The following is a 25,024-nucleotide window of genomic DNA, read 5'->3' as shown; positions in this document are numbered from 1 at the left end:
GGTCGCGCCTGGTCCGCCCTCTTTCCGCCCGGTCGGCGGGGCGGCGGTCGGTCCGCAGCCCCGCCGCGGCCGGATCAGGGTGCGGCGGTCGCCGGCGGGGTGCCGGGCGCCGCGCCCGCCGCGGCCGCCTCCGGTTCGTTCTCCGCGTCGGCGGGCGGGGCGTTGTGCTCGGCGAGCATGGCGGCGCTGAAGCCGAAGTAGTACGTCGCCACGAAGCCGGCGATGTAGCCCGACAGCAGCCCGGCGGCGTAGACCGCCACCGCGAAGCCGATGCCCTGCTCGCCGTTTGTCAGCGGGAACAGCGCCCACCCCGAGGGGCCGATTGCGGTGGACCCGGTGGTGTAGCCGAGCTGGGTGAGCAGCCCCACCACGGCGCCGCCGAACGCCCCGCCCACGCACGCGGTGATGAACGGCCGCCCCAGCGGCAGCGAGACCCCGTAGATCAGCGGCTCGCCCACCCCCAGCAGCCCGGCGGGCAGAGCGGAGCGGATCGTCTTGCGCATCGCCGCATTGTGCTTGAGCCGCAGGTACACGGCGAGCGCCGCCCCCACCTGGCCGGCGCCGGCCATGGCGAGGATGGGCAGCAGCATGGTGTAGCCGGACTGCTCGATGAGCGTGGTGTGGATGGGGATCAGCGCCTGGTGCAGCCCGAGCATCACCAGCGGGAGGAACAGCCCGGCCAGCACGAACCCCGCGAACACCCCCGCGCTGCCCAGCAGCCAGTCGGCCGCCACCCCGACGCCCTGCGCGACGAAGCCCGCAACCGACATCAGCACCAGCAGCGTCACCAGCCCGGCCACGAGCACCGCGAAGGTCGGGACGATCAGCATGGCGATGGACTCGGGCGCCCACCGGGTCGCCCACCGCTCCAGGTAGGCGGCGAGGATCGCGGCGCCCATCGCCCCGAGCACCCCGCCCTGGTTGGGCGCGAGCTCCTGGCCGAACAGCGTGAAGGGGACCTCGGTGACACCGGGGTAGACGATGATCGCCGCGACCGCGCCGCCCACGATCGGGGTCCCGCCGAACTCCTTGGCCGCGTTGACCCCCACGAACACCGCGATGAGGCTCATGAACCCGGCGCTGATGGCCGACAGCAGGGGCAGGAAGCCCGCGAGCCCGGTCAGCCCGTACCCGGCGGCCACGTTGGTGAGCACCCCGGTGATGCCCGCGATGATGCCGCACGCGATCAGCGCGGGGATCAGCGGCACGAAGATGTTGGCGATCCTGCGCAGCAGCAGCTTGCCGGGGGTGGAGTTGCGCCGCTTCTGCTCGGCCTTGAGCCGCGCCGCCTCCCCTGTGAGCGCGCCCGTCCTGGCCGCGCCCGCCGATGCGGCCCGGCCCTCCTCCACCAGCCGCCCGAACGCCGCGGCGACCTTGGTCACCGCCCCGGGGCCCAGCACGATCTGGTAGGTGTCGTCCTCGACCACGCCCAGCACCGCGCCGTGCGCCCGGATGTCGGCGTCGCGGACCAGCGAGCGGTCGGCGATCCCCAGCCGCAGCCGGCTGATGCAGTTGGCGACCGAGGTGATGTTGGCCGCGCCGCCGACCAGGGGGAGCAGGTCGGCGGCCGTTCTCTGGTGCTTGTCCTTGTCGGTGTTGCCCGCGTTGTCCATGGGGACTCCCTCGGCGATGGGTGGGGTCGGCGGCGCTCAGTCGCCGTCGGTGGCGGGGGCGGCTCCATTGGGGGCCGCTTCGAGGGCCGCGCGCAGGTGCCCCTGCGCCTCGGCGAGCAGCTCGGCGGCGTCGGCGGCGCCGACCCCGGCGAGGATCATCAGGATGGCGTCCTTGACCTCGCCGCCGGTGGCCGCGAGCGCCTTCTCGATCTCCGGTTCGGGCGCCCCCGTGGCTAGGGAGACGATGCGCCGCGAGCGCACCCGCAGCTTCTCGTTGGTCGATCGCAGGTCGACCATGAGGTTCCCGTAGGTCTTGCCGAGCCGGATCATCGTGATGGTGGAGATCATGTTGAGGACCAGCTTCTGCGCCGTCCCCGCCTTGAGCCGGGTCGAGCCGGAGACCAGCTCGGGCCCGGTCTCGATCTCCAGCGGGTGCTCGGCGGCGGCACCCAGGGGGGAGCCGGCGTTGCCGGCCAGCCCGACGGTGAGCGCCCCCGCCGCGCGGGCGTGGGCGACCGCGGCCACGGCGTAGGGGGTGCGGCCCGACGCGGAGATCCCCACCACCACGTCATCGGGGCCCAGGCCGAGCGCGTCCAGATCGGCGGCCGCCCGCTCCTCGTCGTCCTCGGCCCCCTCGACCGCCGTGCGGATGGCCTCCTCGCCGCCCGCGATCAACCCGATGACCTGCCCGGGAGCGGTGTTGAAGGTGGGCGGGCACTCGCTGGCGTCGAGCACGCCCATGCGCCCCGCGGTCCCGGCGCCGGCGTAGATGAGCCGGCCGCCGCCGCGCATGCGCTCGGCGACGGCGTCGATGGCGGCGGCGATGGCGGGCAGCGCGGCGGCGATGGCGGCGGGGACCTCGGCGTCGCCATCGTTCATGGTCCGCGCGAGGTCCAGGGTGGGCAGCCGGTCGATCTCGGCGTGATCGGGCCGGCGTGCCTCGGTCGACAGCGTCTCCAACTGCCGGCGCAGCTCGGCGGAGGGGCCCTCGGTGGTGGTCATCAGGTGGCGCGTCCTCGTCGTCGGGGCCTGGGATGCGGTGGTGGCGGGCCGCCGGGTTGGTTTTCTCCCGTGATCCGCTCACACGGGAAGGTTATTTACCATGCGCCCCGTGCACCACCCTCAGGCGGTACCGCTCTCATCCCCGGCCCCGTTCGACGGCGGGGCCCGCGCCGGGCCGCGCCGTCGCGCCGGGGAGGTCAGTCCCTGCGGCGGGCGAGTGTCAGGCCGTCGCCGATCGGCAGCATGACGACGTCCACGCGCCGGTCGGCCAGGGCGTGGTCGTTGAAGTCGCGGATGCCCTGGACCTGCACCGAGGTCTCGCCGGGGTCGATCACCCGCCCGTGCGACAGGGTGTTGTCGATCAGCAGCGCGCCGCCCGGGCGGATGCGCGGGACCAGCTCGTCCCAGTAGCCGACGTAGCCCTCTTTGTCGGCGTCGATGAACGCCAGGTCGAACCGCGGCCCCTCGGGCAGCGCCCGCAGGGTCTCCAGCGCCGGGGCCAGCTTGAGCGTGATCTTGCCGGCGACCCCTGCGCGCTCCCAGTAGCGGCGGGCGACCGAGGTCCACTCCTCGCTGATGTCGCAGGCCAGCAGCGTGCCGTCGGCGGGCAGGCCGCGTGCGGTGCAGATGGCGGAGTAGCCGGTGAAGGTGCCGATCTCCACGGCGTCGCGGGCCCCGATCAGCCGGGCCAGAAGGGTCATGAAGGTGCCCTGCTCAGGGCCGATCTGCATGCCCGCGCTGCGCGGGTAGCGCCGCTCGGTCTCGGCGGCGAGGTCGGCGAGGACGTCGTCGACCGGGGCGCTGTGCGCCACGATGTAGTCGTGCAGTTCCGGGCTCAGGGACTCCGATGTGCGCGTCACGGTGATCACCCTAGCCCGGGGGTGCCGCCGGGACCGGGCAACGGCCCGGCCCGGTGGCGGGGGCCCGGGTCAGGACTCCGGCATGAGGTCGGGCCAGGGGAACAGGTAGACGCTGTAGAGGATGATCGCGATCGTCAGCAGCGGGGTGACGATCTTGCGTTCGATCTTGCTGTCGGTCTTGAACCCCATGTTCTGCCCGAACCGGTACTTCCAGAACGGCCACAGCAGGGGCACGCCCATCTCGGTGATCATGTCGCCGATGAAGTGCAGCAGGCAGCCGAAGGCGACCGCCAGGCCCATCCACGTGTAGTTCACGTCGTTGGTGAACAGCGCCAGCGTGATGCCCGCTGTGACCAAGGCGTTGATGATCTCGGCGGCGGTCTTGTTCTTGTCCATGCCGAAGCCGAGCCCGTTGAAGGCGATGCCGATCAGCAGGAACACGAAGATCTGCACCGCGAGGTCGGACCACAGCGCGAGCGCCTGGGTCAGCGCCCCCATGAGCAGCGCGAACAGCAGCGAGTGCGTGCCGTTGCGGTGCCCGCCGAACATCCAGTTGAACAGCGCCCCCAGGGTCCGGGTGACCACGCCGTAGGTGTTGGTGACGGTGGCGCTCTTGTGGTCGATGTCGGGGAGCAGCGCGGCCCCCGCACAGACCAGGCCGCCCGCGATGATCTCGCCGGACCCCAGTTCGAAGCCGATCCCGAAGATCTCTGTTCCCTGGAGGAGCGGAACGACCGCCATCCAGCCGACCACGCCGCTCAGTGCGTGTGAGTGCCCCATCATGGCGGGAACCGTAGCGGTCACGGCGATTCCTGGCGAATCGTCCCGAGTTTCGGCGCGACGTTAATACCCGGTCGGGCGCATCTCGGGGTGGCGCCGACCATCCGCCCGGAACATCGTAAACAATGCGTGACAGGGACCGTGTAGCTCGTTGACGCTCTTCCGTCCACGCTGGTAAACAACCAACACACCGACGGTCGGAATCCCCGTCCCCCACGAAACAAAGGGGTTGGACTCACGCATGGCCACCAATTTGCCGGACCCCCCGAGACGGCGATCGCGCAGATCGCGGCTCTCCCGCCGATTGCTCTCGGCCACCGCCGCGACCGCGGCCTTCGCCCTTGCCGCACTGCCCGCTGCGGCCGCCGGCACCGACGAGGACTCCGGGACCACCCTGACCGTCGCGGTGTCCCAGCCCGCCGACTCCCTCAGCCCATTCCTCGCCCAGCGCCTCATCAGCACCAACCTGCACCGGCTGAGCTACGACTACCTCACCAACTACGACCCCGCCACCAACGAGCCGATCCCCGCGCTCGCGGAGTCGTGGGACACCTCCGACGACGGCCTGACCTGGACCTTCCAGATCCGCGACGATGTCGAATGGAGCGACGGCGAGCCCCTCACCGCCGACGACATCGCCTGGACCTACACCAAGATGATCGAGGACGACGCCGCCGCCACCGCCAACGGCAACTTCGTCGCCAACTTCGAGAGCGCCACCGCCCCCGACGCCACCACCCTCGAGATCGTGCTCTCCGAGCCGCAGGCGACCATGCTCGCGCTCGACATCCCCATCGTCCCCCGCCACATCTGGGAGGACGTCGAGAACTTCGGCGAGTTCAACAACGACGAGGACTTCCCGATCGTCGGCAGCGGGCCCTTCGTCATCACCGGCTACGAGCCCAACCAGTCGGTGACCCTGGAGGCCAACGACAACTACTGGCGCGACCCCCCGAGGTTCGACCGCATCGTCTTCACGACCATGCCCGAGCAGGACGCCCAGGTCGAGGCCCTGCGCAGCGGCGAGGTCTCCCTCATCAGCGGCCTCACCCCCGCCCAGGCCGACGCCCTCGAAGGCGAGGACGGGATCACCGTCAACAACGCCACCGGCAAGCGGTTCCAGGCGTTCACCATCAACCCCGGCGCCGAGACCCAGGACGGCGAGGCGTTCGGCGACGGCCACCCCGCCCTCCAGGACCGGGTCCTGCGCCAGGCCATCATGCGGGCGATCGATAAGGACGAGATCGTCGAGAACGTCTACGGCGGCTACGCCGAGCCCGCCGAGGGCTACATCCCCTCCCGATACCCCGACTACGCCTGGACCCCCGCGGACGACCAGCGCCTCGACTTCGACGTCGACGCCGCCAACCGGATGCTCGACGACGCCGGCTACGAGATGGGCGACGACGGCGTGCGCACCTCGCCCGACGGCGACCGGCTCGAACTGCGCCTGCACGTCCACAACGACCGGCCCGACTACGTCAGCATCGGGCAGGTCCTCACCGAGCGCCTGGCCGGCATCGGCATCGAGATCGACAACCAGACGGTCGACCCCGGCGTGCTCAGCGACGCGCTGAACAGCGGCGACTACGACCTCATCATGACCGGCTGGAGCGTCAACCCCGACCCCGACTACGTCCTCGGCATCCACACCTGCGACGCCCTGCCGGAGGAGCCCGGCACCATGCGCAGCGACGCCTACTTCTGCAACGAGGAGTACGACGAGCTCTACGCCGAGCAGCTGGCCACCTACGACGACCCGCAGGCGCGCGCCGACATCGTCAAGGACATGCAGGCCATCCTCTACGAAGAGGCCGTGGTCAACGTCCTGACCTACGCCAACACGCTCGAGGCCTACCGCTCCGACCAGATCTCCTCGATCCAGGTCCAGCCCGACCCCGGCGGCAACATCTGGGGCCAGGACGGCCACTGGAGCTTCACCTCGGCCACACCGGCCGGGGCCGGCTCCGGAGCCGGGGCGGGGCCGTCGGCCGGGGTGCTCGCGGGCGTCGGGGCCGTGGTCGTGGTGGCCGTCGCGGGCGGCGCCTTCTACTTCTGGCGGAGGTCGAAGACCTCCGAAGATCGAGAGTGATGCATTGACCGCTCCGCACGACGAGGCCCCTGCGGCGGCCACCCCGGGCACCGAGCCCCGGGGCGGCCGCCGCGGCGCGGCACACAGGACCCTCCGCTACCTGGGCGGGCGGCTGCTGACGGCGGCCGTTTCCCTGGTCGCGGTGATGGTGACCAGCTTCTTCCTGTTCCGCATCCTGCCCGGCGATCCCGTCACCGCCCTCACCCAGGGCCGCGCGGTCAGCCCCGAGCAGCTCGAGAACATGCGCCGCGACTTCGGCCTCGACCAGCCGCTGCCGCAGCAGTTCCTCGACTACTGCCTGGGCCTGCTGCGGTTCGACTTCGGCATGAGCTACCAGTACCGCGTGCCCGTCGCCGAACTCATCGCCGAGCGCATCGGCCCCACCGTGCTGCTGGCCGGCACCGGGACCATCGTCGCCGCGATCCTCGGGCTGCTGCTGGGCACGGGCTCGGCCTGGCGGCGCGGGTCGGCCATGGACCGGGTCAACACCGGGGTGGCGCTGACGATGTGGTCGGTGCCGTCCTTCTGGCTGGGCCTCATCCTCATCGTCGTGTTCGCATCGGGCACCGGGCTCTTCCCCACCAGCGGCATGATGACCCCCGGTGTCAGCGGCACCTTCAACGTGGCCGTCGACGTCGCCCACCACATGGTGCTGCCGGTCGCCACCATGGTCGCCGTCACCTACGCGCAGTACATGATGATCATGCGGTCGTCGCTGCTCGACGAGATGGGCTCGGACTACCTGACCACCGCCCGCGCCAAGGGGCTGCGCGACGCCCTCGTCCTGCGCCGCCACGCGGCGCCCAACGCGCTGCTGCCCACCGTCACCCTGATCTTTTTGAACCTGGGCCGCGTGGTCGCCGGGGTCATCCTGGTCGAGACCGTGTTCGCCTGGCCCGGGCTCGGCTCGCTGTTCTACTCCGGGCTGGGGGTCCCCGACCTGCCGACCGTGCAGGCCCTGTTCGTGGTCTTCGCGGGCGCGGTGATCCTGATGAACCTGCTGGCCGACCTGGTGTACCCCATGCTGGACCCGAGGGTGCGCGTATGAATGGGATGGAGTGGCCGGTGACCACGACGGACCCGTCCGGGCCGGGCGGTGCCCCGGGAAGCCCCGGACGCGAACGGAGAGTACGGCTCTCGAGTGAGCGGGGCACACCATGAGCGCCCCGGAGCTGCCGCGCGAGGACGACGGCGAGGGAGCCGCGCCGGCCGGGACCGTGCCCGCGCAGGGCGCCGCGCCGGTCCACGAACCCGCCGCCCCCACCCCGCCGCCACCGCCGCCCGCCTCGCGCCGGGCCCTGCTGTGGGAACGGCGCCGCCGCGCCCTGACCGGGTTCCGCCGCGAGTACGCCCGCAACCGCGCGGGCATGTTCGGGTTCGGCGCCCTGCTGCTGTTCGTGGTGGTCGCCGTCGCCGCACCGCTGTTCATCGACCCCGCCGGCCTCACCGTCACCGGCGCCCCCGGCGGACGCTTCGAGCCGCCCAGCGCGCAGTACCCGCTGGGCACCGACGCCTTCGGCCGGTCCGTGCTGGACCTGGTCGTCTGGGGCGCGCGGATCTCGCTCACCGTCGGGTTCCTCGCCACGTTCGTCTGCGTGGCGCTGGGCACCCTCGTCGGCATCGTCGCCGGGCACTTCGGCGGCGTGTGGTCCAACGTCCTGATGCGCATCACCGACTGGTTCGTGGTGCTGCCCACCCTCGTCATGGCGGTCGCCCTGGCCGCGGTCATGAGCCGCAGCACGCTGACCATCATCATCGCCATCGGGGTCACCTGCTGGCCGACCACCGCCCGCCTGGTGCGCGCCCAGACCATCGCGGTCGAGGCGCGCCCCTACATCGAGCGCGCGCGGGCCCTGGGCGGCGGGCACACCCACGTGATGCTCCGGCACGTGCTGCCCAACGTCACCCCGGTCATCCTGGCCCAGACCACGCTGATCGTGGGCGAGTCGATCATCATGGAGTCGACCCTCGCCTTCCTCGGCCTGGGCGACCCGAGCACGATCTCCTGGGGCGGCATCCTCCAGGACGCCCGCACCGCGGGCGCGGTCAGCTCGGGCATCTGGTGGTACATGCTGCCCCCCGGTGTGGCCATCGCGGTCGTGGCCCTCGCGTTCACCCTGTGCGGGCGGGCGCTGGAGGGCGTGTTCAACCCCAGGCTGCGGGAGCGCCGGTGAACTACCTCGAAGTCAAGGACCTGCACGTCACCTACCGCACCGCGGGCGGCGAGGTCCCCGCTGTGCGCGGGGTGGGGTTCTCCGTCGAGCCCGGGCGCAAGCTCGGCGTCGCGGGGGAGTCCGGGTGCGGCAAGTCGACCGTGGCCCTCGCGCTGCTGCGGCTGCTGCCCTCCTCGGCGACGCTCAGCGGGGAGATCCTGCTCGACGGCGAGGACGTGCTGACCATGCGGTGGGGGCGGCTGCGCGCGGTGCGCTGGGTCGGCGCCTCCATCGTCTTCCAGGGCGCCATGCACTCCCTCAACGCCGTGCGCCGCATCGGCGACCAGATCGCCGAGCCCATCCTGCTGCACAACACCGCGACCCCGGCCGAGGCCACCCGGCGCGTGGGCGAGCTGCTGGAGCACGTGGGCCTGCCCCGCTGGCGGGCGCGCAGCTTCCCCCACGAGCTGTCCGGGGGCCAGCGCCAGCGCGTCATGATCGCCATGGCGCTGGCCTGCGAGCCGCGCCTGATCATCGCCGACGAGCCCACCACCGCCCTTGACGTCATGATCCAGGCGCAGATCCTGCGCCTCATCGACCGGCTGGTCGGCGAGCAGGGCATCAGCATGATGATGATCAGCCACGACCTGTCGGTCCTCGCCGACACCTGCGACCGGCTGGCCGTCATGTACGCCGGGCGCATCGTCGAGGAGGGCCCCGCCGGCACCGTGTTCGCCGGGGCCCGGCACCCCTACGGCGGGGCGCTGAGCGCGGCCTTCCCGCGCATTGGCGACCCCGCGTCGCGCCGCGCCCCCAGCGGGCTCGCCGGTGACCCGCCCGACCCCGCGGCCCTGCCGGGCGGGTGCTCCTTCCGCCCCCGCTGCGCGGTGGCCGAGGACCGCTGCGCCGAAGTCGACCCGGTGCTGTGGCCCGCGGGCCCCGACCGCGCCGCCGCGTGCGTGCGGGTGCTGACCGACGAGCAGGCCGCCGAGGCGGGGGTCCCTGGGGCCGCCGCGACCGCGACACCCGAGAAGGAGACCTCCGCGTGACCGCCATGGAGACCGCCGAGCAGGGCCCGCCCGCCGCCGGCACGCCCGTGCTCAGCGCGGCCGACCTCTACGTCCGGTTCAAGGGCCGCGGCGGGCGCGGCACCGCCCGCGCGGTCGACGGGGTCGACCTCGATGTGCGGCCCGGCGAGATCGTCGCCCTGGTGGGGGAGTCCGGGTGCGGCAAGACCACCCTGGCCCGCACCCTCCTGGGGCTGGAGAAGGCGTCCTCGGGGCGGGTCGCGTTCGAGGGCGAGCCGCTGAAGTACGGGTCGCGGCAGCTCAAGGCGTTCCGCAAGCGGGTGCAGCTCGTCCTCCAGGACCCCAGCGGCTCGCTCAACCCGCGCCACACCGTCTACGACGCCGTGGCCGAGGGGCTGCGCATCCACGAGGGCGCCGCGGCCGATGAGGAGCAGCGCGTCGCCGAAGCCCTCGCGCGCGCGGGGCTGCGTCCGCCCGAGCGCTACTTCCTGCGCTACCCGCACGAGCTGTCGGGCGGGCAGCGCCAGCGCGTCGTCATCGCCGGGGCGCTGGTGCTGGACCCCGAGGTGATCATCGCCGACGAGCCGGTGGCCTCGCTGGACGCGTCGGTGCGCGGCGAGATCCTGCAACTGCTGCTGCGGCTGCGCGACGACCTGGGGCTGTCGGCCCTGGTGGTCACGCACGACCTCGGCCTGGCGTGGAACATCGCCGACCGGGTCGCGGTGATGTACCTGGGCCGCGTGGTCGAGACCGGGACGGTCGAGGAGGTGCTGGGGTCGCCCCGGCACCCCTACACGCGGGCGCTGCTGTCGGTGCTGCCCGACGCCGGCGCCGGCGAGCCGGTGGTCCTCGCCGGCGAGCCCCCGGACCCCACCCGCATCCCGGGCGGCTGCCGGTTCCACGCCCGCTGCCAGATCCTCGCCTCGGGCGAGGCGGAGCGGGCCGGGGTGGCCGGGCGCTGCCGCACGGAGGACCCCGGGATCCTGCCCGCCGACGACACCCACCGCGCCGCCTGCCACTGGGCCCGCGAGACCACGCCGGCCGAGTAGCGCACGCGTCCCGTCCGCTCCGGGGACCGGCTCAGGGGGTGCCCGACCGCGCACCGTCGAACCGGTCCCGGGCGGCGTCGATGTGGTCGAGGTGCGCCCGGGTCCAGGCGCACACGCCGTCGATGGCCGACCGCATCCGCCGTCCGGCCGGGGTGAGGGCGTAGTCCACGCGGGGCGGCACCGTGGGGTGGACGGTCCGCTCCACCAGGCCGTCGCGTTCGAGGGCGCGCAGCGTCTGGGTGAGCACCTTGTGGCTGACCCCGTCGAGGTGCGCCCGCAGATGTGTGAAGCGCCGGGTCTCGTCGCCGAGGGCGTAGACCACCGGCACCGCCCACCGGCCGGCGACGGTCGCGAAGACCTCGGTCGCCACGGTGTTGACCCGCGTCACATCGGGCCGGCCGGATGCGCCGCTGAGCTGTTCGGTCACCTCAGGGTTCCCCTCTCACCGGAAAGTGCCGTCTTCCCGGTCAACCGGCGCGCTCCTAGCGTTCTTCCATGTCCGGGCGCCGGCCCGGTGACGTCGGGAGACGGGAACGGCCATGACGATTCTGAAGACCTATGCCCGCCTGTGGGCGGACGACCTCGACACCGCCCTGCCGCTGCTGCGGGCCCTGACCGGGCAGGAACCCGATCTGCGCTTCGCGTTCGAGGGGGTCGAGCTCGCCGCCATCGGGGACTTCCTGGTCATCGCGGGAACGCCGGGGGTCCGTGCCCGCTATGCGAACGCGTCGGCCACGGTCGTCGTCTCCGACCTCGATGAGGTGGCGGGCGCCGTCGCGGCCGGCGGCGGGGAGATCACCGTGCCGGAGGCGCGCAGCGCGACCGGACGCTTCCTGTACGCCCGCCACCGGGGCGGGCCCGAGGTCGAGTACGTCGAGTGGATGCCCGACCTGGTCCGCCGCATCGTCGGCGGCTGACCGGGGCGGGCCCGTGCCCGGCGGGCACGGGGCCGCGTGGAGCGGGCGGGCGCGGGTCAGGCCGCCTCGCGGATCCGGTCGCGGATCCACTGGCCGGACTCCTTGAGGGGCTCCTCGCCGGTCCAGGGGCCGCCGGCGTCGCAGACGCCCTCGTTGAAGACGGCCCCGCTGCGGAAATCATCGGAGAAGTTCCAGTTGACCCAGCCGATCTGCTTCTCGGCCATGAGGTCGATGTAGCGCTGGGCCATGGCGAAGTCGTGCGCGCCGTCGCCGGTGGCCGACTCGGTGCCGAACTCGGTGACGAAGATCGGCAGCTCGTCACTGGCGCGGTCGAGGGTGTCCAGGTAGTTCTGGCCGTGGGACGCCGCGTAGAAGTGGAACGTGTACATCAGGTTGCCGGCGTCGACCGGGTCGGCGATGATCTCGCCCTCGTCGGAGCCGTCGGAGACCCCCAGCGACGACCAGCCCCGGGTGCCCACGAGCACCACGGAGTCGGGGTCCTCGGCGCGGATCACCGGGATGACCTGCTCGGCGTAGCCCTTGATCGAGCTCCAGCCCACGCCGTTTGGCTCGTTGGCGATCTCGTAGAGGACATTGGGGTTGCCGGCGTGCTCGCGCGCGATCTCGGTGAAGAAGGTGCGCGCGGCGTCGAGGTTGTGGTTGGGGTCGCCCGGGGTGAGCATGTGCCAGTCGACGATGGCGTACAGGCCGCGTTCGGTGGCCTCGCCGATCAGCTCGTGGACCCGCTGGGTGAACCCTTCTGGATCGGTTTCGTAGCCGTCCTCCTGGATGTACATCGAGATCCGCAGGACGTCGGCGTTCCAGTCGCCGGCCAGGGCGTCGAGTGAGCCGTCGGTGAGGCAGTGGCCGTACCACTGGAGCCCGTGGCTGCTCATGCCCTGGAGCTGGACGGGTCGGCCGTCCTCGCCGCACAGGCGGGTGCCGCAGACGGCGAGCTGCCCGTTCTCGGCGACCGGGCTGCCGGCGGGTGCCACGGCAGAGGTGGCCCGGCCGGACTCGGCGGCGACGGCCGAAGCGCCGGAGCCGGGCATCGGCGGTGGTGCGATGAGGGCCGCGGACACCAGGGCCAGGCCCAGGAGGGCGGCCACCGCGGTGGGCAGGAGGCGTGCGTGGGGGAGGGGGCGGGGGAGGCGCGCCATCGTGTCTCCATGGGGGGTGGGGCGCGGGCAGGGGGGTGTGGGGAGGTGGCGCCCGGGGCGCCGAAAACGCCTTCCGGGTCGCTGGTCCCGGACGGTAACGACACCTTCCCATTGCGTCAATAGGGGCACGGGGCGGTCGCCGGTCCGTTGCAGGTGGGGCGCACGACGCGGGTTGTGGACAAGCTCTGCGCGAGGGGCGGTGATCGTGCACCATGGAGGGGTGGACGCTCAAGATGTATCCCTTCTCCGCGACCTCCTGGCCTCGACCTCGTGGATCGAACGCGCCGACGACCTCGGCCGCGCCCTGCGGCGCACCCGCGACCCCGGGGGGCTGCTCCTCGTCGGCACACCCGACGACGAGCCCTGGCACCTGGCCGCGCACCTCGACGACGAAAGCCGCTACGCCGGCCTGCCGCAGCTGGCGCCGAGCCTGGTCCGCTGGGACCCGCCGCCCGATGCCCCGGCCCATCTGCGCATCGGCCTCGACCGCCTCGAGGACGCCCGGCGGGGCGAGACGTTGTTCGTTGTGAACTCCGAGGCCGAGGCCCCGGTGCCGCTGCTGGAGCGGGTCGACGACGCCCGCCGCACCGGCGCCACCGTCCTCGCGCTCGACCACGGCGACCCCGAGCTCGGCGCGCTCGCCCACGACTCCATCAGCCTGGTCCCGGATCGCTCACCGCTGTCGTTCGAGGGGTTGCAACACCTGGTCAGCACGTCGGCCGGGCAGCCCGAAGGCCGCCGCAAGGCCGGGGTCCGCGACCGCCTGTCGCGCTTCCTCGACCTCGTCAGCGGCCCTCGCGTGCTCGACCGCCAGGACAGCTACCGGTGACACCCGCCCGGCCGGCGCCTCCGCGCTCCGGCGCCGGTCCCGCCGGTGGCGGTACCGGGGGCGCTCAGTCGCGGTCCTGCTCGTCCCACGCCTCGTTGCGCTCGGCCACGGTGTGCAGCGCCTCGGCGGCGGTCTCCCGGTCGGGGTAGGGGCCCAGCCGGTACTTGTCGGGGCAGCCCGGCCCCTGCTCGGGCCTGCTGTGCCTGAGGCAATACCACCACCGCCGGTCGCCGCCGGGCGTGATGTCGTCCCGGTCGCTCATGGTCGACTCCCGCTGATTCGTTCCGGTTTCGACTGCCTGCACCCGGCTCCTACCCGCGCTGCGTCCTCCCGACGCGGATCCGGCCGCAAGCCGTACGAACTACACTGCGACGACATGAGCACACCGCTGGTTCCCGGGCGTATCTCGCCGCCTCGTTCGGTCCCCTCCTCCATCGCACGCCCCGAGTACGTCGGCCGCAAGCACCCGGTCGAGGGTGTGCTGGGCGACCTCCAGAGCCCCGAGACCATCGAGAACATGCGGGTGGCCGGCCGGATCGCGGCCCAGGCCCTGGCCGAGGTCGGCAAGCACGTGGTGCCCGGTGTCACCACCGACGAGCTCGACCGCATCGGCCACGAGTTCCTGGTCGACCACGGCGCCTACCCCAGCACGCTGGGCTACAAGGGCTACCCCAAGTCGCTGTGCTCGTCGCTCAACGAGGTCATCTGCCACGGCATCCCCGACGACACCGTGGTCGCCGACGGCGACATCGTCAACATCGACATCACCGCCTACATCCACGGCGTCCACGGCGACACCAACGCCACCTTCCTCGCCGGCGACGTCGACGACGCGTCGCGGCTGCTGGTCGAACGCACCCACGAGGCCACCATGCGGGCCATCAAGGCCTGCCGGCCGGGCCGCCAGGTCAACGTCATCGGCCGCGTCATCGAGTCCTACGCCAAGCGCTTCGGCTACGGCGTCGTCCGCGACTTCACCGGCCACGGCGTGGGCCCGGAGTTCCACTCCGGCCTGGTCATCCCGCACTACGACGACCCCCGCGCCACCACCGTCATGCAGCCCGGCATGACCTTCACCATCGAGCCCATGATCACCCTGGGCGGCATCGCCTACGACATCTGGGACGACGGCTGGACCGCCGTCACGGCCGACCGCAGCCGCACCGCCCAGTTCGAGCACACCCTGGTCATCACCGACACCGGCGCCGAGATCCTCACCCTGCCCTGACCTCGGCGGCCCGGCGCGGCGCCGGGGCGGGTCCCCCGGACGACCCCGATCGAACCCCATCTGACCGGGGCATTCCTGGCCTGACCCGGCCACCGCGCCACGCCGGTGGGATACCGCCGCCCCGGGTCCAACCGGTAGGGTCCATCCCGTGAAGATCCTTATCTCCGCCGACATGGAGGGGGCGACGGGGGTCACCTGGCCGGCCGACGTCGAGCCGGGGACCGAGCAGTGGCAGCGCTGCCGGTCGATGTTCACCTCCGACGTCAACGGCGCCATCGAGGGCTTCTTCGCCGGCGGCGCCGACGAAGTCATGGTCAACGAGGCCCACGCGACCATGCGCAACCTGCTCCTGGAACGCCTCGACGACCGCGCCGTCATGCTCACCGGCCGCCACAAGGACCTCTCCATGGTCGAGGGCGTCCAGCACGGCGACATCGACGCCATCGCCTTCGTGGGCTACCACTGCGGTGCCGGCGACGAAGGGGTGCTCGCCCACACCTACCTGCCCAACTCCATCACCGGGGTGTGGCTGAACGGCGAGCCCGCCAGCGAAGGCCGGCTCAACTCCTTCGTGGTCGCCGAATACGGCGTGCCCGTCGTGCTGGTCACCGGCGACGACCGCGCCTGCGACGACGCCGCGGCCTACGCTCCCGAGGCCCGCACCGTCGCGGTCAAGGACTACGTGTCGCGCTACGCCGCCGTCTGCCGCACGCCGGCGCGCACCCGCGCCGACATCGCCGCGGCCGCGCGGTCGGCCATGGCGCTCGCGGGGCGCACGGCGCCGGTCCGGCACGACCCCCTCACCGTCGAAGTGGAGGTCGACGCCGCCCACCTCGCGGGCGCCGCGGCCACGGCGCCCGGCGTCGAACAGGTGGGGGAGCGGCGCGTCCGGTCCACATCGCCGAACGCCTATGAGATGATCCGCTGCTTCAAGACCGTCGCCACGCTCATCTCCTCGGCCGTGGAGACGCGGTACGGATGACCCGGGCGGGCGGCCCGCGCACCGCGTGCGGGGCCGCCGGCAATGGCGAAGCGGCCCCGGACCCGAAACGGGGGCGGGCGTGCGCGGCGGGGGCGGCCACGACACCGAAACGGCAGGAACTCAGAACCTTGCGACCGGGCAACGAGGCAGACGAGGGGCGGCGGCACGCGCCGCTGGAGACCGCCGACGACGAAGTCGTCCGCTTCACCTCCGACCTGATCCGCATCGACACCAGCAACCGCGGCGGCGGCGACTGCCGCGAGCGGCCGGCGGCCGAGTACGTCGCCGAGCGCCTCGCCGACGCCGGGCTCGAACCGCTGATCCTGGAGTCGGCGCCCGGGCGCGCCAACGTCGTGGCGCGCATCAGCGGCACCGACCCCGCCGCCCCGGCGCTGCTCGTCCACGGCCACCTCGACGTCGTCCCCGCCGACCCCGCCGACTGGTCGGTGCACCCGTTCTCCGGCGAGGTCCGCGACGGCATGGTGTGGGGCCGCGGCGCGATCGACATGAAGAACGCCGACGCCATGGTCGTGGCGCTGGCGCGCGACTGGGCCCGCACCGGCCGGGCGCCCCGGCGCGACATCGTGCTGGCCTTCACCGCCGACGAGGAGGACAGCGCCGCCCACGGCGCCGACTTCCTCGTGCGCCGCCACGCCGACCTGTTCGAGGGCTGCACCGAGGGCATCAGCGAATCCGGGGCCTACACCTTCCACGCCACCACCCCCGGTGGCGAGCGCGTGCGGCTCTACCCGGTGGGCGCCGGCGAGCGCGGCTCGGCGTGGCTCAAGCTCACCGCCCGCGGTACCGCCGGGCACGGCTCCAAGGTCAACCCCGACAACGCGGTGGGCGCCCTGGCCGCCGCGGTCGCCCGGATCCACGAGCACAGATGGCCGGTCCGGCTCACCCCGCTCACCCGCGCCGCGATCACCGAGGTGGCCGCCGCCGTGGGGGTCAAGGTCGACCTGGACGCCCCCGACTTCGACCCGCAGCGCGACCTCGACGCCCTGCTGGAGCGCCTGGGAACGGCGTCGTCCCTGCTCGCCTCCACCGTCCGCAACAGCGCCAACCCCACGATGCTCGACGCCGGGTACAAGGTCAACGTCATCCCCGGCAGCGCCTCCGCCGGGATCGACGGCCGCGTCCTGCCCGGCGCCGAGGACGAGTTCCGCACCACCCTGGACGCCCTCACCGGCGACCGCGTCTCGTGGGGGTACCGGCACTCCTCACCGGCGCTGATGTCGCCGGTGCACTCGCCCACCTTCGCCGCCATGCGCTCCGCGCTGCTCGCCCACGACCCCGAGGCCCACGTCGTCCCCGTGTGCATGTCCGGCGGCACCGACGCCAAGCAGTTCTCCGAGCTCGGCATCGTCGGCTACGGCTTCTCCCCGCTGCGGCTGCCGACATCGCTGGACTACGGGGCGCTCTTCCACGGCGTCGACGAGCGGGTACCCGTCGACGCCCTGCGCTTCGGGCTGCGCGTCCTGGACCGCTTCCTGACCACCGTCGAATGAGCCGAACCGCCAAACACAGCACACCGCACACCGCCCGCCGACGCGAAACGGCGCGCATTCTTGGACCGAAACACCCGGAATCGTCGGACCGAATACAAAGAGCACCGGGCGGCGTGTGCCGCCGGGATAGGAGTACTTCCATGACGGCCGTACCTCTCGGACAGTGAGTACCCGGGCGAAGTGAGTACCCGGACAGACCCGAGTTCCCCCGGACAGAAGGGCACCATGCGAACCCTCCCTTACGGCTCCTGGCCCTCACCGATCGACGCCGACGACGTCGCACGCCACGACGGCATGCCCAACTGGCCGTCCGCCATCGACGACGAGGTGTGGTGGACCGAACCGCGCCCCGCCGAGGGCGGGCGCGTGACCCTGTGCCGCACCCGCCTCGGCGCGCCCGACCGCCGCCCCGAGACCGTGCTGCCCGCCCCGTGGAACGCCCGCAGCCGGGTGCACGAGTACGGCGGCCGCCCCTTCCTGCCGGTGCACGGCGAGACGGGCGGCACCGCCGTGGTGTTCAGCGAGTACTCCGACCAGCGGCTCTACTTCTACGAGCCCGGCGTCACCCCCGACCCGCTGCCGATCACCCCCGCACCCGCGATCGCCTCCGGCCTGCGCTACGTCGAACCGATCCTGGGGCCCAACCGCGAGGTGTGGTGCATCCGCGAGGAGCACCTCCCCGACGCGGCCGCGGCCCCCGGTGCCGCCGAGGATGGCGGCGGCGCGGACGACGCCGAACCCGCCCCGGCCCTCCAGCGGGCCATCGTGGCCGTGCCGCTCGACGGATCGGCCGCCGACGACCCCGGCGCCGTGCGCGTGGTCGCCACCGGCCACCACTTCCTCGCCTGCCCGCGGCTCTCCGAGGACGGCCGCCGGCTGTCCTGGATCGGCTGGGACCACCCCGCCATGCCCTGGGACTCCACCGTCCTCAACGTCGTGGACCTGTTCGAGAACGACGACGCCCGCGCCATCCCCGTGGGGGAGCCCCGCGCGGTGGCCGGCGGCCCGGACGAGTCCGTCGTCCAGGCGGAATGGGGCAGCGGCGCCACCCTGTTCTGCATCTCCGACCCCGACGGCTGGTGGAACCCCCACCAGATCACCATCACCGGGGTCGACGGCCCCGACCGTCCCGCGGTGGCGCTGGCCCGCAGGGAAGAGGAGTTCGGCGGCCCGCTGTGGCAGCTCGGCCAGCGCTGGATGGTGCCGTTGCAGGACGACCACCTCGTCCTCATCCACGGCCGGGCCACCACGTCGCTGGGCGTGCTCTCGCCCGACACCGGGGAGATCTTCGACTTCGACACGCCCCACACCGAATGGTTCGGCAAGCTCACCCTCGCCGACCCCAACGAACGCACCGTCGTCGGGGTCGCCGCCTCGCCCACCCTGCCCGCCGAGGTGGTCGCGGTCGACATCTACGAGGGGACGTGGCGCTCGCTGAGCAGGCCGCGGTCCGCCGACACCTCCACGGCCTCCGCCACCGCCGCCGACGGCCCGGTCGCCGGGTACCTGCCCCGGCCCGAGGCGCGGGTGTTCACCGGAACGGGCGGGCGCGAGGTGCACGCCAACCTCTACCCGCCGCACAACCCCGACTACACCGGCACCCCCGGCGAACTGCCGCCTTACGTGGTGTGGGTGCACGGCGGGCCCACCAGCCGCGCCCCGATGCTGCACGACCTGGAGATCGCCTACTTCACCAGCCGGGGAATCGGCGTGGTCGACGTCAACTACGGCGGATCCACCGGGTTCGGCCGCGCCTACCGCGAGCGGCTGCGCGAGAACTGGGGCGTGGTCGACGTCGAGGACAGCGTGGCCGCGGCCCAGGGCCTGGTCGCCGAAGGGCTGGCCGACCCCGCCCGCCTGGCCATCCGCGGCGGCAGCGCGGGCGGCTGGACCAGCGCCGCCGCACTCGTCTTCACCGACGCCTTCCACTGCGGCACCATCCAGTACCCCATCGTGGACCTGGCCGGATGGCGCACCGGCGAGACCCACGACTTCGAATCCCGCTACCTCGAGAGCCTGGTGGGCCCGTGGCCGCAGGTCAAGGAGCGCTACGAGGAGCGGTCGCCGGTCAACCACGGCGACTCCGTGAACGTCCCGTTCCTGCTGATGCAGGGGCTGGAGGACGAGATCTGCCCGCCGATCCAGAGCGAGCGGTTCCTGGAGCGCATCCGCGGCAGAGGCGTGCCGCACGCCTACCTCACCTTCGAGGGCGAGCAGCACGGGTTCCGCCGCGAGTCCACGATCCGCACCGCCCTCCAGGCGGAGCTGTCCCTGTACGCGCGCGTCTTCGGTTTCGAGACCGACGCCCCGGCCCTGGAGCTGCGATCATGAACGAGGCCGTAGGCGGGCGGGGCGGGCTGACCCGGCCTCCGCGGCTGGTGCCCGGCGACACGGTCTCGGTCGTCGCGCCGTGCAGCCCGGTCGACCCGGACCTGCTCGACGGCGCGATCGAGATCCTGCGCGACTGGGGGCTGGAGGTCAAGGAGGGGGCGCACCTGCGCGACCGGCACCCGCTGTTCCCGTTCCTCGCCGGGATGGACGCCGACCGCGCCGCCGACCTCCAGCAGGCGTGGCTGGACCCCGACACCGCGGCCGTGCTGTGCGCCCGCGGCGGCAACGGGGCACACCGCACCGTGGACCTGCTCGACTTCGACGTGCTGCGCCGCCGCCCCGCCAAGGCGCTGGTGGGGTTCAGCGACGTCACGGCGCTGCACGAGGCGTTCGCCGTGGAACTGGGCGTGTCCACCCTGCACGGGCCGGTGCTGGCATCGGGCTACTTCGTGGGCGACGACACCGCCGTCAAGGGCCTGCGCTCCGCCCTGTTCGAGCCGGAGTCGCAGACCGTGCTGGCGCCCGAGAGCGCGAGCACGCTCGTCGGCGGCACGGTCCGCGGGGTCACCATCGGCGGCAACCTCAGCCTGCTCAACGACGGCGTCGCCACCCCGCACAGCAGGGGATCGGCGGCGGGCGGGCTCCTGCTGCTGGAGGACGTCAACGAGGACATCTCACGCATCGACCGCATGCTGACCCAGCTGCTGCGCAGCGGGTGGATGCACGGGGTCGCCGGGGTGCTGCTGGGGTCGTGGACCGACTGCACGCCCGGGCCCGAGCTGATCCGCGAGCTGATGCTGGAGCGGCTCGAACCCCTGGGGATCCCGGTCGTGTGGGAGTTCGGGTTCGGCCACCTTCCCGCCCAGGTCACCGTCCCGCTGGGGGCGGCGGCCACCCTCGACGCCGACGCGTGCACGCTCACCCTGGACGCGCCCGCGCTGCTGTGAGGCGGGCGGTGGCATGACGTGCGGCGGGGGCCGGGCGGCCGGGACGACCGGCGGCCCGGTCCCCGCCGCACGCGAGGGGCGCATCGGATCCCCGCCCCCGGGGGACGCCGTCCTTTACCTTCTCCCCGCGCATACTTGGGCGACCGATGGGGAACGCCAGGTATCAGGGAGGTGATCAATATGGTGACGATTCCCGCAGGGCCTCGTACATTCGCGAGGACGGTACCGACCGACCGCGGCGCCGCCGACGACCAGCGGCGCACCGGATGGAAACGCGTTCTCTACGTCGCCCGGGGCCTCCTGGGCGCGATGTTCGACGCCGAACTGGTGTTGCCCGAAGCCGATCCCGACCAGGTGCGGGCCCTGCTGATCGAACTCGGCAGGCTCGACGCAACGGCCGGCCCGGCCCTCAGGGGCCCGGCACTGGCCGCCTTCCAGCACGACAACGGCCTCCCCGCCACGGGCACGGCCGACGGGCGGACCGTGTCCGCCCTGGCCGCCGCGGTGAGGGAGGAGAACGAACTCCGCGAGCTGGGGCTCGCCTAGCAGACCCCGGCACGAGCCGGGCCCGGCGGTAACGGGCCCCGGCGGCCCGGCCCGGGTGCGGTGCCCTGGAACGGCCCCGCACCCGCGCACCGGGCATCTGTTCCCGTCACCGGTGTTCCGAGTCACACACCGCCGGAGCCGGTCGATCCCGGGCGGCGGCTGCGATGATCGGACCCATGTCAGATCAGCAGCAGACTCCACACGACATCCCCGATGTGTCCGGGCGCACCGTCGCGGTCCTGGGCGGCACCGGCGACCAGGGGCGCGGCCTGGCCCGCAGGTTCGCCGTGGCCGGGCTCGACGTCGTCATCGGCTCGCGCAGCGCCCAGCGCGCGCAGACCGCCGCCGAGGAACTGGGCGCCGGGGACCTGCCCATCCGCGGGCTCGAGAACGCGGCGGCGGCCGCCGAGGCCGACATCGTGATCGTCGCCGTCCCGTGGGAGGGCCACCGCGAACTGCTCGTCTCCCTCGAAGAGGAGCTGGCGGGCAAGATCGTCGTCGACTGCGTCAACCCGCTCGGGTTCGACAAGCAGGGCCCCTTCGCGCTGCCCGTGGAGGAGGGGAGCGCCGCGCAGCAGGCCGCGTCGGTCCTGCCGCGCAGCCGCGTCGTGGCGGCGTTCCACCACGTTTCCGCGGTGCTCCTGCTCGACCCCGAGGTGGACGCGGTCGACCTCGACGTCCTGGTGCTGGGCGACGACCGCGACGCCACCGACCAGATCCGCGCCCTCGCCGCCGTGATCCCGGGAGTCCGCGGCATCTTCGGCGGCCGCCTGCGCAACGCCCACCAGATCGAGGCGTTCACGGCCAACATCATCGCCATAAACCGGCGCTACAAGTCCCACGCCGGTATCCGCATCACCGACGTATAGGTGCAGAAGCACGCGGGCGGCCCCGCACGAGCGGGGCCGCCCACAGAACACCGACATTCAGGCCGAGGCGGCCGCGGAGCGGGGCCGGGGGCGGTCGGCCCAGGTGAGGGTGAAGCCGACGCCGTGGCGGGGTTTGGGCAGGGGGTCCCAGGTGTCGGCCAGGTAGTCGACCAGGGTCATGCCGCGCCCGTGCTGCGCCATCGGCGTGAGGGGCCGGATGAAGGGAAGTGTCCCGCCGGCGGGACACCCTTCGTCCTCGACCTCGATAGTGATCTTCCGCTGCTCCACCATCAGGGTCGCGTCGAACGTCCCGCCCCGGCCCGAGGCGGTATAGCGGACCGCGTTGGTCACCGCCTCCGAGAGCAGGAGGACCGCGGAGGCGACCGTCTCGCCGGGGATGTCGAAGGCGGAGTGGACGGTCAGCAGGTCCTCACACCAGTCCCGCGCCCGCTTCACCTGCTCGGCCCACCCCGGGAATCGCGCGTAATACACGACGGCCATCACCGCCCCCCGACCCGGAACAGATAGGGGCGAACACGGCGCCCCCGCTGTCGACGGAAATTCCCATATCGGGATTGCATCACCATAGACTTCTTCATTGAGTCCTCCCTGGTTTTGTCAGGTCGAGGGCTGAGGCCCTGTCCAGCGCTGTCGCCGTTGGACAGGGCCGTTTTCGTATCGCACTCCAGGGCGTATTTCGGGATTTCCCCGCGGCCGAAATGGGGTGCTCGAGATCGACCCTGCCACGGAGGGCTGCAACCTTCCATGGGGGATACTCTTCTGTTTCTCTATTGGCGTATCCGTTTCCATCGGTGTCCGGTTAATGGGATCGTGCCTCCATGCAAAAGGTCGACAGGAACAAATGGCGTCAATTCGGACGTGAACTTCGGCGACTGCGCGAGCTCGCTGGGATGACACAGCGGCAGCTGGCCGGGAAAGTGGGCTTATCGCACGGAATGATCGGGGCGATCGAAAGGTCCACAAGACGGCCGCAGGCGGATCAATCGGACGCGTTCGACACCGTTCTGGAAACAGGGGGCGTCCCGCGGCGGCTCTGGCAGCAACTGGCCGAGCAGCGCCACGTGCCTGAATGGTTCAGGGACGTGCTCGTGCTAGAGCTGCATGCGTCCGAGATCCGCGAGTACGAACCCGGCGTCATACCCGGGTTGCTGCAAACGCCCGCGTACTCGCGCACCCTGATCAAGGCCCGGTGTCCCACGGCGACCCCTGAAGAGGTCGAGGAGATGGTGCGGACGCGGACCGCCCGCCTTCCCACGATCTTGAAGGGGGGACGCCCGCTGCTGTGGTTCATCGTCAAGGAGGGGGTGTTCTCGCGCACGGTGGGGGATGAGAGCATCATGAGGGAGCAACTCGAACATATCGCCAAGTTGGTGACGGACGGCGTGATTCGCATCCAGGTCCTGCCCGATTCTCCGGCGAGCGCCGAGCCGGGTAGCTCGTTTCGGGTCATGGCGCTCGGGTCCGCGCCACCCGCCGTTTACGTGGAACACGCGTTGGGGGGTGAGGTCATCGACAAGCCTGAGCCCGTGAACGCCCTGACCACCCTGTTCGGTATGTTGCAGGCGGAAGCCCGCCCGGTTCTCTCGTCCATCGACCTGATACGCAGAATCAACGGAGAGCGCTATGGAAACGTGGATTAAGAGCAGCTACAGCCAGGGCAACGGTGGCAACTGCGTCGAGGTCTGCGAGACGCCCGAGAACATCAAGGTCCGGGACACCAAGAACCGCCACCTCGGCCACCTCGCCGTCCCCTCCTCGGAATGGGTCGCCTTCCTCGCCGACATCGACTCCCTGTAGCCTCCCGTGCGACCACGGCCCGGGCCCTCGCTCTCCCCTCGGAGTGGGGGCCTACCTGGTTTTCGGTCCAGGGATATTCGGGTATCCCTCAGCAATCTCGGCACGGTCTATAACGACCTCGGGCGCCACGAGGAGGGCTTGGCGGTGCTGAGTGAGGCCGCCAGGGTCTGCCGGGAGCTGGAGGATCCCATGTACGAGGGCAATGCCCTGTTCAACCTCGCTGCGGCGCAGCGAGGACTCGGGAGGACGGAAGGCGCCCTGGCATCGGTCGAGCGCGCCCTCGGACTGGCGCGCGACAACGGCCTCGTCGCGATGGAAGCCGCCTGGCTGCCGGAGCTGGGCCGGGTACAGCGGGCCATGGGCAAGCCTGCTGACGTGTTGGAGCCCTATCAGCGTTCCGCGGTGATCCTGCGGCAACTGGGCGATCGGAACCAGGAGGCCGTGGCGCTGAACGGCACCGGGGAGGTGTATCGGGAGCTCGGGCGGGCCGATGAGGCCGCAAAGTTTCATCGGGTCGCCGCGAAGGCCCATCGCGAGGCGGGCGACCGGTGGAACCTGGCGGTCGCCCTCGACGGTCTCGCCTCCGCGCTTCTCGACGCTGAGGAATCCGAAGAGGCGCTGCGGCACTGGGCCGAAGCCGCAACGGCCCTCGCCGAGTTCGACGATCCGATCGCCACCCGGATGCGCGACCGGATCAGGGGCCACCTGGAGGAGGGCCGGTGAGCCGGGCCGTGAAATACCGGTTGGACCGCCTCAGGGAGACCAGCAGGATGAATGCGGCCATCGCGAGCAGATCCAGGGCGCTTCGCGCGTAGTCCAGTACGAGGTACGAGCTCGGGAACTCGAAGAATGGGGGTATGTCCGCGGTCGTGAAGCCCTGGGTGTCGCCCCGGATCAGCGCGACGAGGCTGGACAGCGCCCACAGGGAGGCGAACACGGTCAGCGTGACCCGCGCCCGGTTCCGGCCGCTGCGCATCTCGAGGCCGAGCAGTATCCAGAGGCCGCTCAGGAGCAGGTGGACGATCGTGAAGAAGATGAACAAGCCGAGCAGGGGGCCGTTCACCTTGTCATGGAGTTCGTACATCGACGCCTGAGCGTCCCCGCCCGTCGTGCCGAACACGTCGTCCACAGCCCTCTTCACGACCACGAAGGCGGCCACGCTGAGCACGGTCGCCAGCGGCGGCACCACGACCGCGATCCAGAACGCGATCTCGACCGCGGCCGGTCGCCTTCCGGTGAAACCGTATGAGCGCGGAGGCGAAGTCATACGACAGAATCCGAAGCCATGATCCGCTGGGCCGCCATCGGC

26 protein-coding genes are annotated in these 25,024 nt (G+C 72.0%); 17 read left to right on the top strand and 9 right to left on the bottom strand.

The features are described from left to right. Positions 1–74: 74 nt before the first annotated feature. The 4 genes from ACFOVU_RS23030 to ACFOVU_RS23015 form a co-directional block, all read right to left on the bottom strand. Positions 75–1,613 carry a PTS transporter subunit EIIC gene (locus ACFOVU_RS23030; RefSeq protein ID WP_378536926.1) on the bottom strand — a complete coding sequence of 513 codons (1,539 nt, stop codon included), beginning with the start codon at positions 1,611–1,613 and terminating at the stop codon, positions 75–77. A gap of 36 nt (positions 1,614–1,649) precedes the next feature. Next, positions 1,650–2,615: an N-acetylmuramic acid 6-phosphate etherase gene (murQ, locus tag ACFOVU_RS23025; RefSeq protein WP_378536925.1), complete on the bottom strand. Its 966-nt coding sequence runs from the start codon at positions 2,613–2,615 to the stop codon at positions 1,650–1,652. Positions 2,616–2,812: 197 nt separating this feature from the next. Further along, entirely contained in the window at positions 2,813–3,475 is a 663-nt protein-coding gene (locus tag ACFOVU_RS23020; RefSeq protein WP_378536924.1) for an O-methyltransferase, read from the bottom strand. Positions 3,476–3,544: 69 nt separating this feature from the next. Then, positions 3,545–4,258 carry a metal-dependent hydrolase gene (locus tag ACFOVU_RS23015; protein ID WP_378536922.1) on the bottom strand — a complete coding sequence of 238 codons (714 nt, stop codon included), beginning with the start codon at positions 4,256–4,258 and terminating at the stop codon, positions 3,545–3,547. A gap of 238 nt (positions 4,259–4,496) precedes the next feature. Between ACFOVU_RS23015 and ACFOVU_RS23010 the strand changes: the two genes are divergently transcribed. From ACFOVU_RS23010 to ACFOVU_RS22990, 5 genes are all read left to right on the top strand, one after another. Beyond that, positions 4,497–6,347: an ABC transporter substrate-binding protein gene (locus tag ACFOVU_RS23010; RefSeq protein WP_378536921.1), complete on the top strand. Its 1,851-nt coding sequence runs from the start codon at positions 4,497–4,499 to the stop codon at positions 6,345–6,347. Positions 6,348–6,351: 4 nt separating this feature from the next. Continuing rightward, a complete protein-coding gene (locus ACFOVU_RS23005; protein ID WP_378536919.1) occupies positions 6,352–7,395 on the top strand; it encodes an ABC transporter permease in 1,044 nt (347 codons plus the stop codon). Between the two features lie 109 nt (positions 7,396–7,504). Then, on the top strand, positions 7,505–8,521 hold the full coding sequence (locus tag ACFOVU_RS23000; RefSeq protein WP_378536918.1) for an ABC transporter permease: 1,017 nt from the start codon (positions 7,505–7,507) through the stop codon (positions 8,519–8,521). After that, complete coding sequence (locus ACFOVU_RS22995) at positions 8,518–9,549, top strand: ABC transporter ATP-binding protein (RefSeq protein WP_378536916.1); 1,032 nt, start codon at positions 8,518–8,520, stop codon at positions 9,547–9,549. The genes ACFOVU_RS23000 and ACFOVU_RS22995 overlap by 4 nt, the downstream gene beginning before the upstream one ends. Positions 9,550–9,554: 5 nt before the next feature. Continuing rightward, positions 9,555–10,577: an ABC transporter ATP-binding protein gene (locus tag ACFOVU_RS22990; RefSeq protein WP_378538187.1), complete on the top strand. Its 1,023-nt coding sequence runs from the start codon at positions 9,555–9,557 to the stop codon at positions 10,575–10,577. A 31-nt stretch (positions 10,578–10,608) separates the two neighbouring features. Here the strand turns inward: ACFOVU_RS22990 and ACFOVU_RS22985 are convergent, their stop codons facing one another. Then, positions 10,609–11,004, bottom strand: coding sequence for a winged helix-turn-helix transcriptional regulator (locus tag ACFOVU_RS22985; protein ID WP_378536915.1), 396 nt, complete (start codon positions 11,002–11,004; stop codon positions 10,609–10,611). Positions 11,005–11,116: 112 nt separating this feature from the next. Between ACFOVU_RS22985 and ACFOVU_RS22980 the strand changes: the two genes are divergently transcribed. Continuing rightward, positions 11,117–11,494 (top strand): hypothetical protein, encoded by a 378-nt coding sequence (locus tag ACFOVU_RS22980; protein WP_378536914.1) that lies wholly within the window; start codon positions 11,117–11,119, stop codon positions 11,492–11,494. Positions 11,495–11,550: 56 nt separating this feature from the next. On the opposite strand, the gene ACFOVU_RS22975 is transcribed toward ACFOVU_RS22980, so the two are convergent. Further along, positions 11,551–12,654, bottom strand: coding sequence for a glycoside hydrolase family 5 protein (locus ACFOVU_RS22975; RefSeq protein WP_378536912.1), 1,104 nt, complete (start codon positions 12,652–12,654; stop codon positions 11,551–11,553). A 220-nt stretch (positions 12,655–12,874) separates the two neighbouring features. Between ACFOVU_RS22975 and ACFOVU_RS22970 the strand changes: the two genes are divergently transcribed. Continuing rightward, positions 12,875–13,483, top strand: coding sequence for a hypothetical protein (locus ACFOVU_RS22970; RefSeq protein ID WP_378536911.1), 609 nt, complete (start codon positions 12,875–12,877; stop codon positions 13,481–13,483). A gap of 64 nt (positions 13,484–13,547) precedes the next feature. On the opposite strand, the gene ACFOVU_RS22965 is transcribed toward ACFOVU_RS22970, so the two are convergent. Further along, entirely contained in the window at positions 13,548–13,745 is a 198-nt protein-coding gene (locus tag ACFOVU_RS22965; RefSeq protein WP_378536910.1) for a hypothetical protein, read from the bottom strand. A gap of 114 nt (positions 13,746–13,859) precedes the next feature. Here ACFOVU_RS22965 and map point away from each other — a divergent pair, with 114 nt between their 5' ends. The 7 genes from map (at position 13,860) to npdG (ending at position 21,897) form a co-directional block, all read left to right on the top strand. Next, entirely contained in the window at positions 13,860–14,711 is an 852-nt protein-coding gene (gene map, locus ACFOVU_RS22960; RefSeq protein ID WP_378536909.1) for a type I methionyl aminopeptidase, read from the top strand. A gap of 148 nt (positions 14,712–14,859) precedes the next feature. Then, positions 14,860–15,693 (top strand): M55 family metallopeptidase, encoded by an 834-nt coding sequence (locus ACFOVU_RS22955; protein WP_378536908.1) that lies wholly within the window; start codon positions 14,860–14,862, stop codon positions 15,691–15,693. Between the two features lie 128 nt (positions 15,694–15,821). Then, the gene (locus ACFOVU_RS22950) at positions 15,822–17,204 is read left to right on the top strand and encodes a M20/M25/M40 family metallo-hydrolase (protein WP_378536906.1); all 1,383 of its coding nucleotides are present in this window, start codon (positions 15,822–15,824) and stop codon (positions 17,202–17,204) included. 225 nt (positions 17,205–17,429) lie between these two features. Then, positions 17,430–19,535 (top strand): S9 family peptidase, encoded by a 2,106-nt coding sequence (locus ACFOVU_RS22945; protein ID WP_378536905.1) that lies wholly within the window; start codon positions 17,430–17,432, stop codon positions 19,533–19,535. Then, positions 19,532–20,482: a S66 peptidase family protein gene (locus ACFOVU_RS22940; protein WP_378536903.1), complete on the top strand. Its 951-nt coding sequence runs from the start codon at positions 19,532–19,534 to the stop codon at positions 20,480–20,482. Before ACFOVU_RS22945 ends, ACFOVU_RS22940 begins: the two co-directional genes overlap by 4 nt. A gap of 180 nt (positions 20,483–20,662) precedes the next feature. Then, positions 20,663–21,028, top strand: a complete 366-nt coding sequence (locus tag ACFOVU_RS22935) for a peptidoglycan-binding domain-containing protein (RefSeq protein ID WP_378536902.1) — start codon at positions 20,663–20,665, stop codon at positions 21,026–21,028. 176 nt (positions 21,029–21,204) lie between these two features. Beyond that, on the top strand, positions 21,205–21,897 hold the full coding sequence (gene npdG, locus ACFOVU_RS22930; protein ID WP_378536900.1) for an NADPH-dependent F420 reductase: 693 nt from the start codon (positions 21,205–21,207) through the stop codon (positions 21,895–21,897). Positions 21,898–21,954: 57 nt separating this feature from the next. Here npdG and ACFOVU_RS22925 read toward each other — a convergent pair whose 3' ends face one another. Beyond that, a complete protein-coding gene (locus ACFOVU_RS22925; protein ID WP_378536899.1) occupies positions 21,955–22,398 on the bottom strand; it encodes an ATP-binding protein in 444 nt (147 codons plus the stop codon). A 338-nt stretch (positions 22,399–22,736) separates the two neighbouring features. On the opposite strand from ACFOVU_RS22925, the gene ACFOVU_RS22920 reads away from it, so the two are divergent. The 3 genes from ACFOVU_RS22920 to ACFOVU_RS22910 are packed head-to-tail and all read left to right on the top strand — an operon-like array spanning position 22,737 to position 24,438. Then, complete coding sequence (locus ACFOVU_RS22920) at positions 22,737–23,558, top strand: helix-turn-helix domain-containing protein (RefSeq protein WP_378536897.1); 822 nt, start codon at positions 22,737–22,739, stop codon at positions 23,556–23,558. Further along, on the top strand, positions 23,542–23,715 hold the full coding sequence (locus ACFOVU_RS22915; protein ID WP_378536896.1) for a DUF397 domain-containing protein: 174 nt from the start codon (positions 23,542–23,544) through the stop codon (positions 23,713–23,715). Before ACFOVU_RS22920 ends, ACFOVU_RS22915 begins: the two co-directional genes overlap by 17 nt. 6 nt (positions 23,716–23,721) lie before the next feature. Then, positions 23,722–24,438 (top strand): tetratricopeptide repeat protein, encoded by a 717-nt coding sequence (locus ACFOVU_RS22910; protein WP_378536894.1) that lies wholly within the window; start codon positions 23,722–23,724, stop codon positions 24,436–24,438. Here ACFOVU_RS22910 and ACFOVU_RS22905 read toward each other — a convergent pair. After that, the gene (locus tag ACFOVU_RS22905) at positions 24,410–24,982 is read right to left on the bottom strand and encodes a hypothetical protein (protein ID WP_378536893.1); all 573 of its coding nucleotides are present in this window, start codon (positions 24,980–24,982) and stop codon (positions 24,410–24,412) included. The genes ACFOVU_RS22910 and ACFOVU_RS22905 overlap by 29 nt on opposite strands. Positions 24,983–25,024: the final 42 nt, after the last annotated feature.

This window comes from Nocardiopsis sediminis, assembly GCF_042650565.1.
GTDB classification, from domain to species: Bacteria; Actinomycetota; Actinomycetes; order Streptosporangiales; family Streptosporangiaceae; genus Nocardiopsis_B; species Nocardiopsis_B sediminis.
The sequence above is the reverse complement of the archived record's forward strand: the minus strand, read 5'-3'. Positions and strand labels throughout refer to the sequence as shown.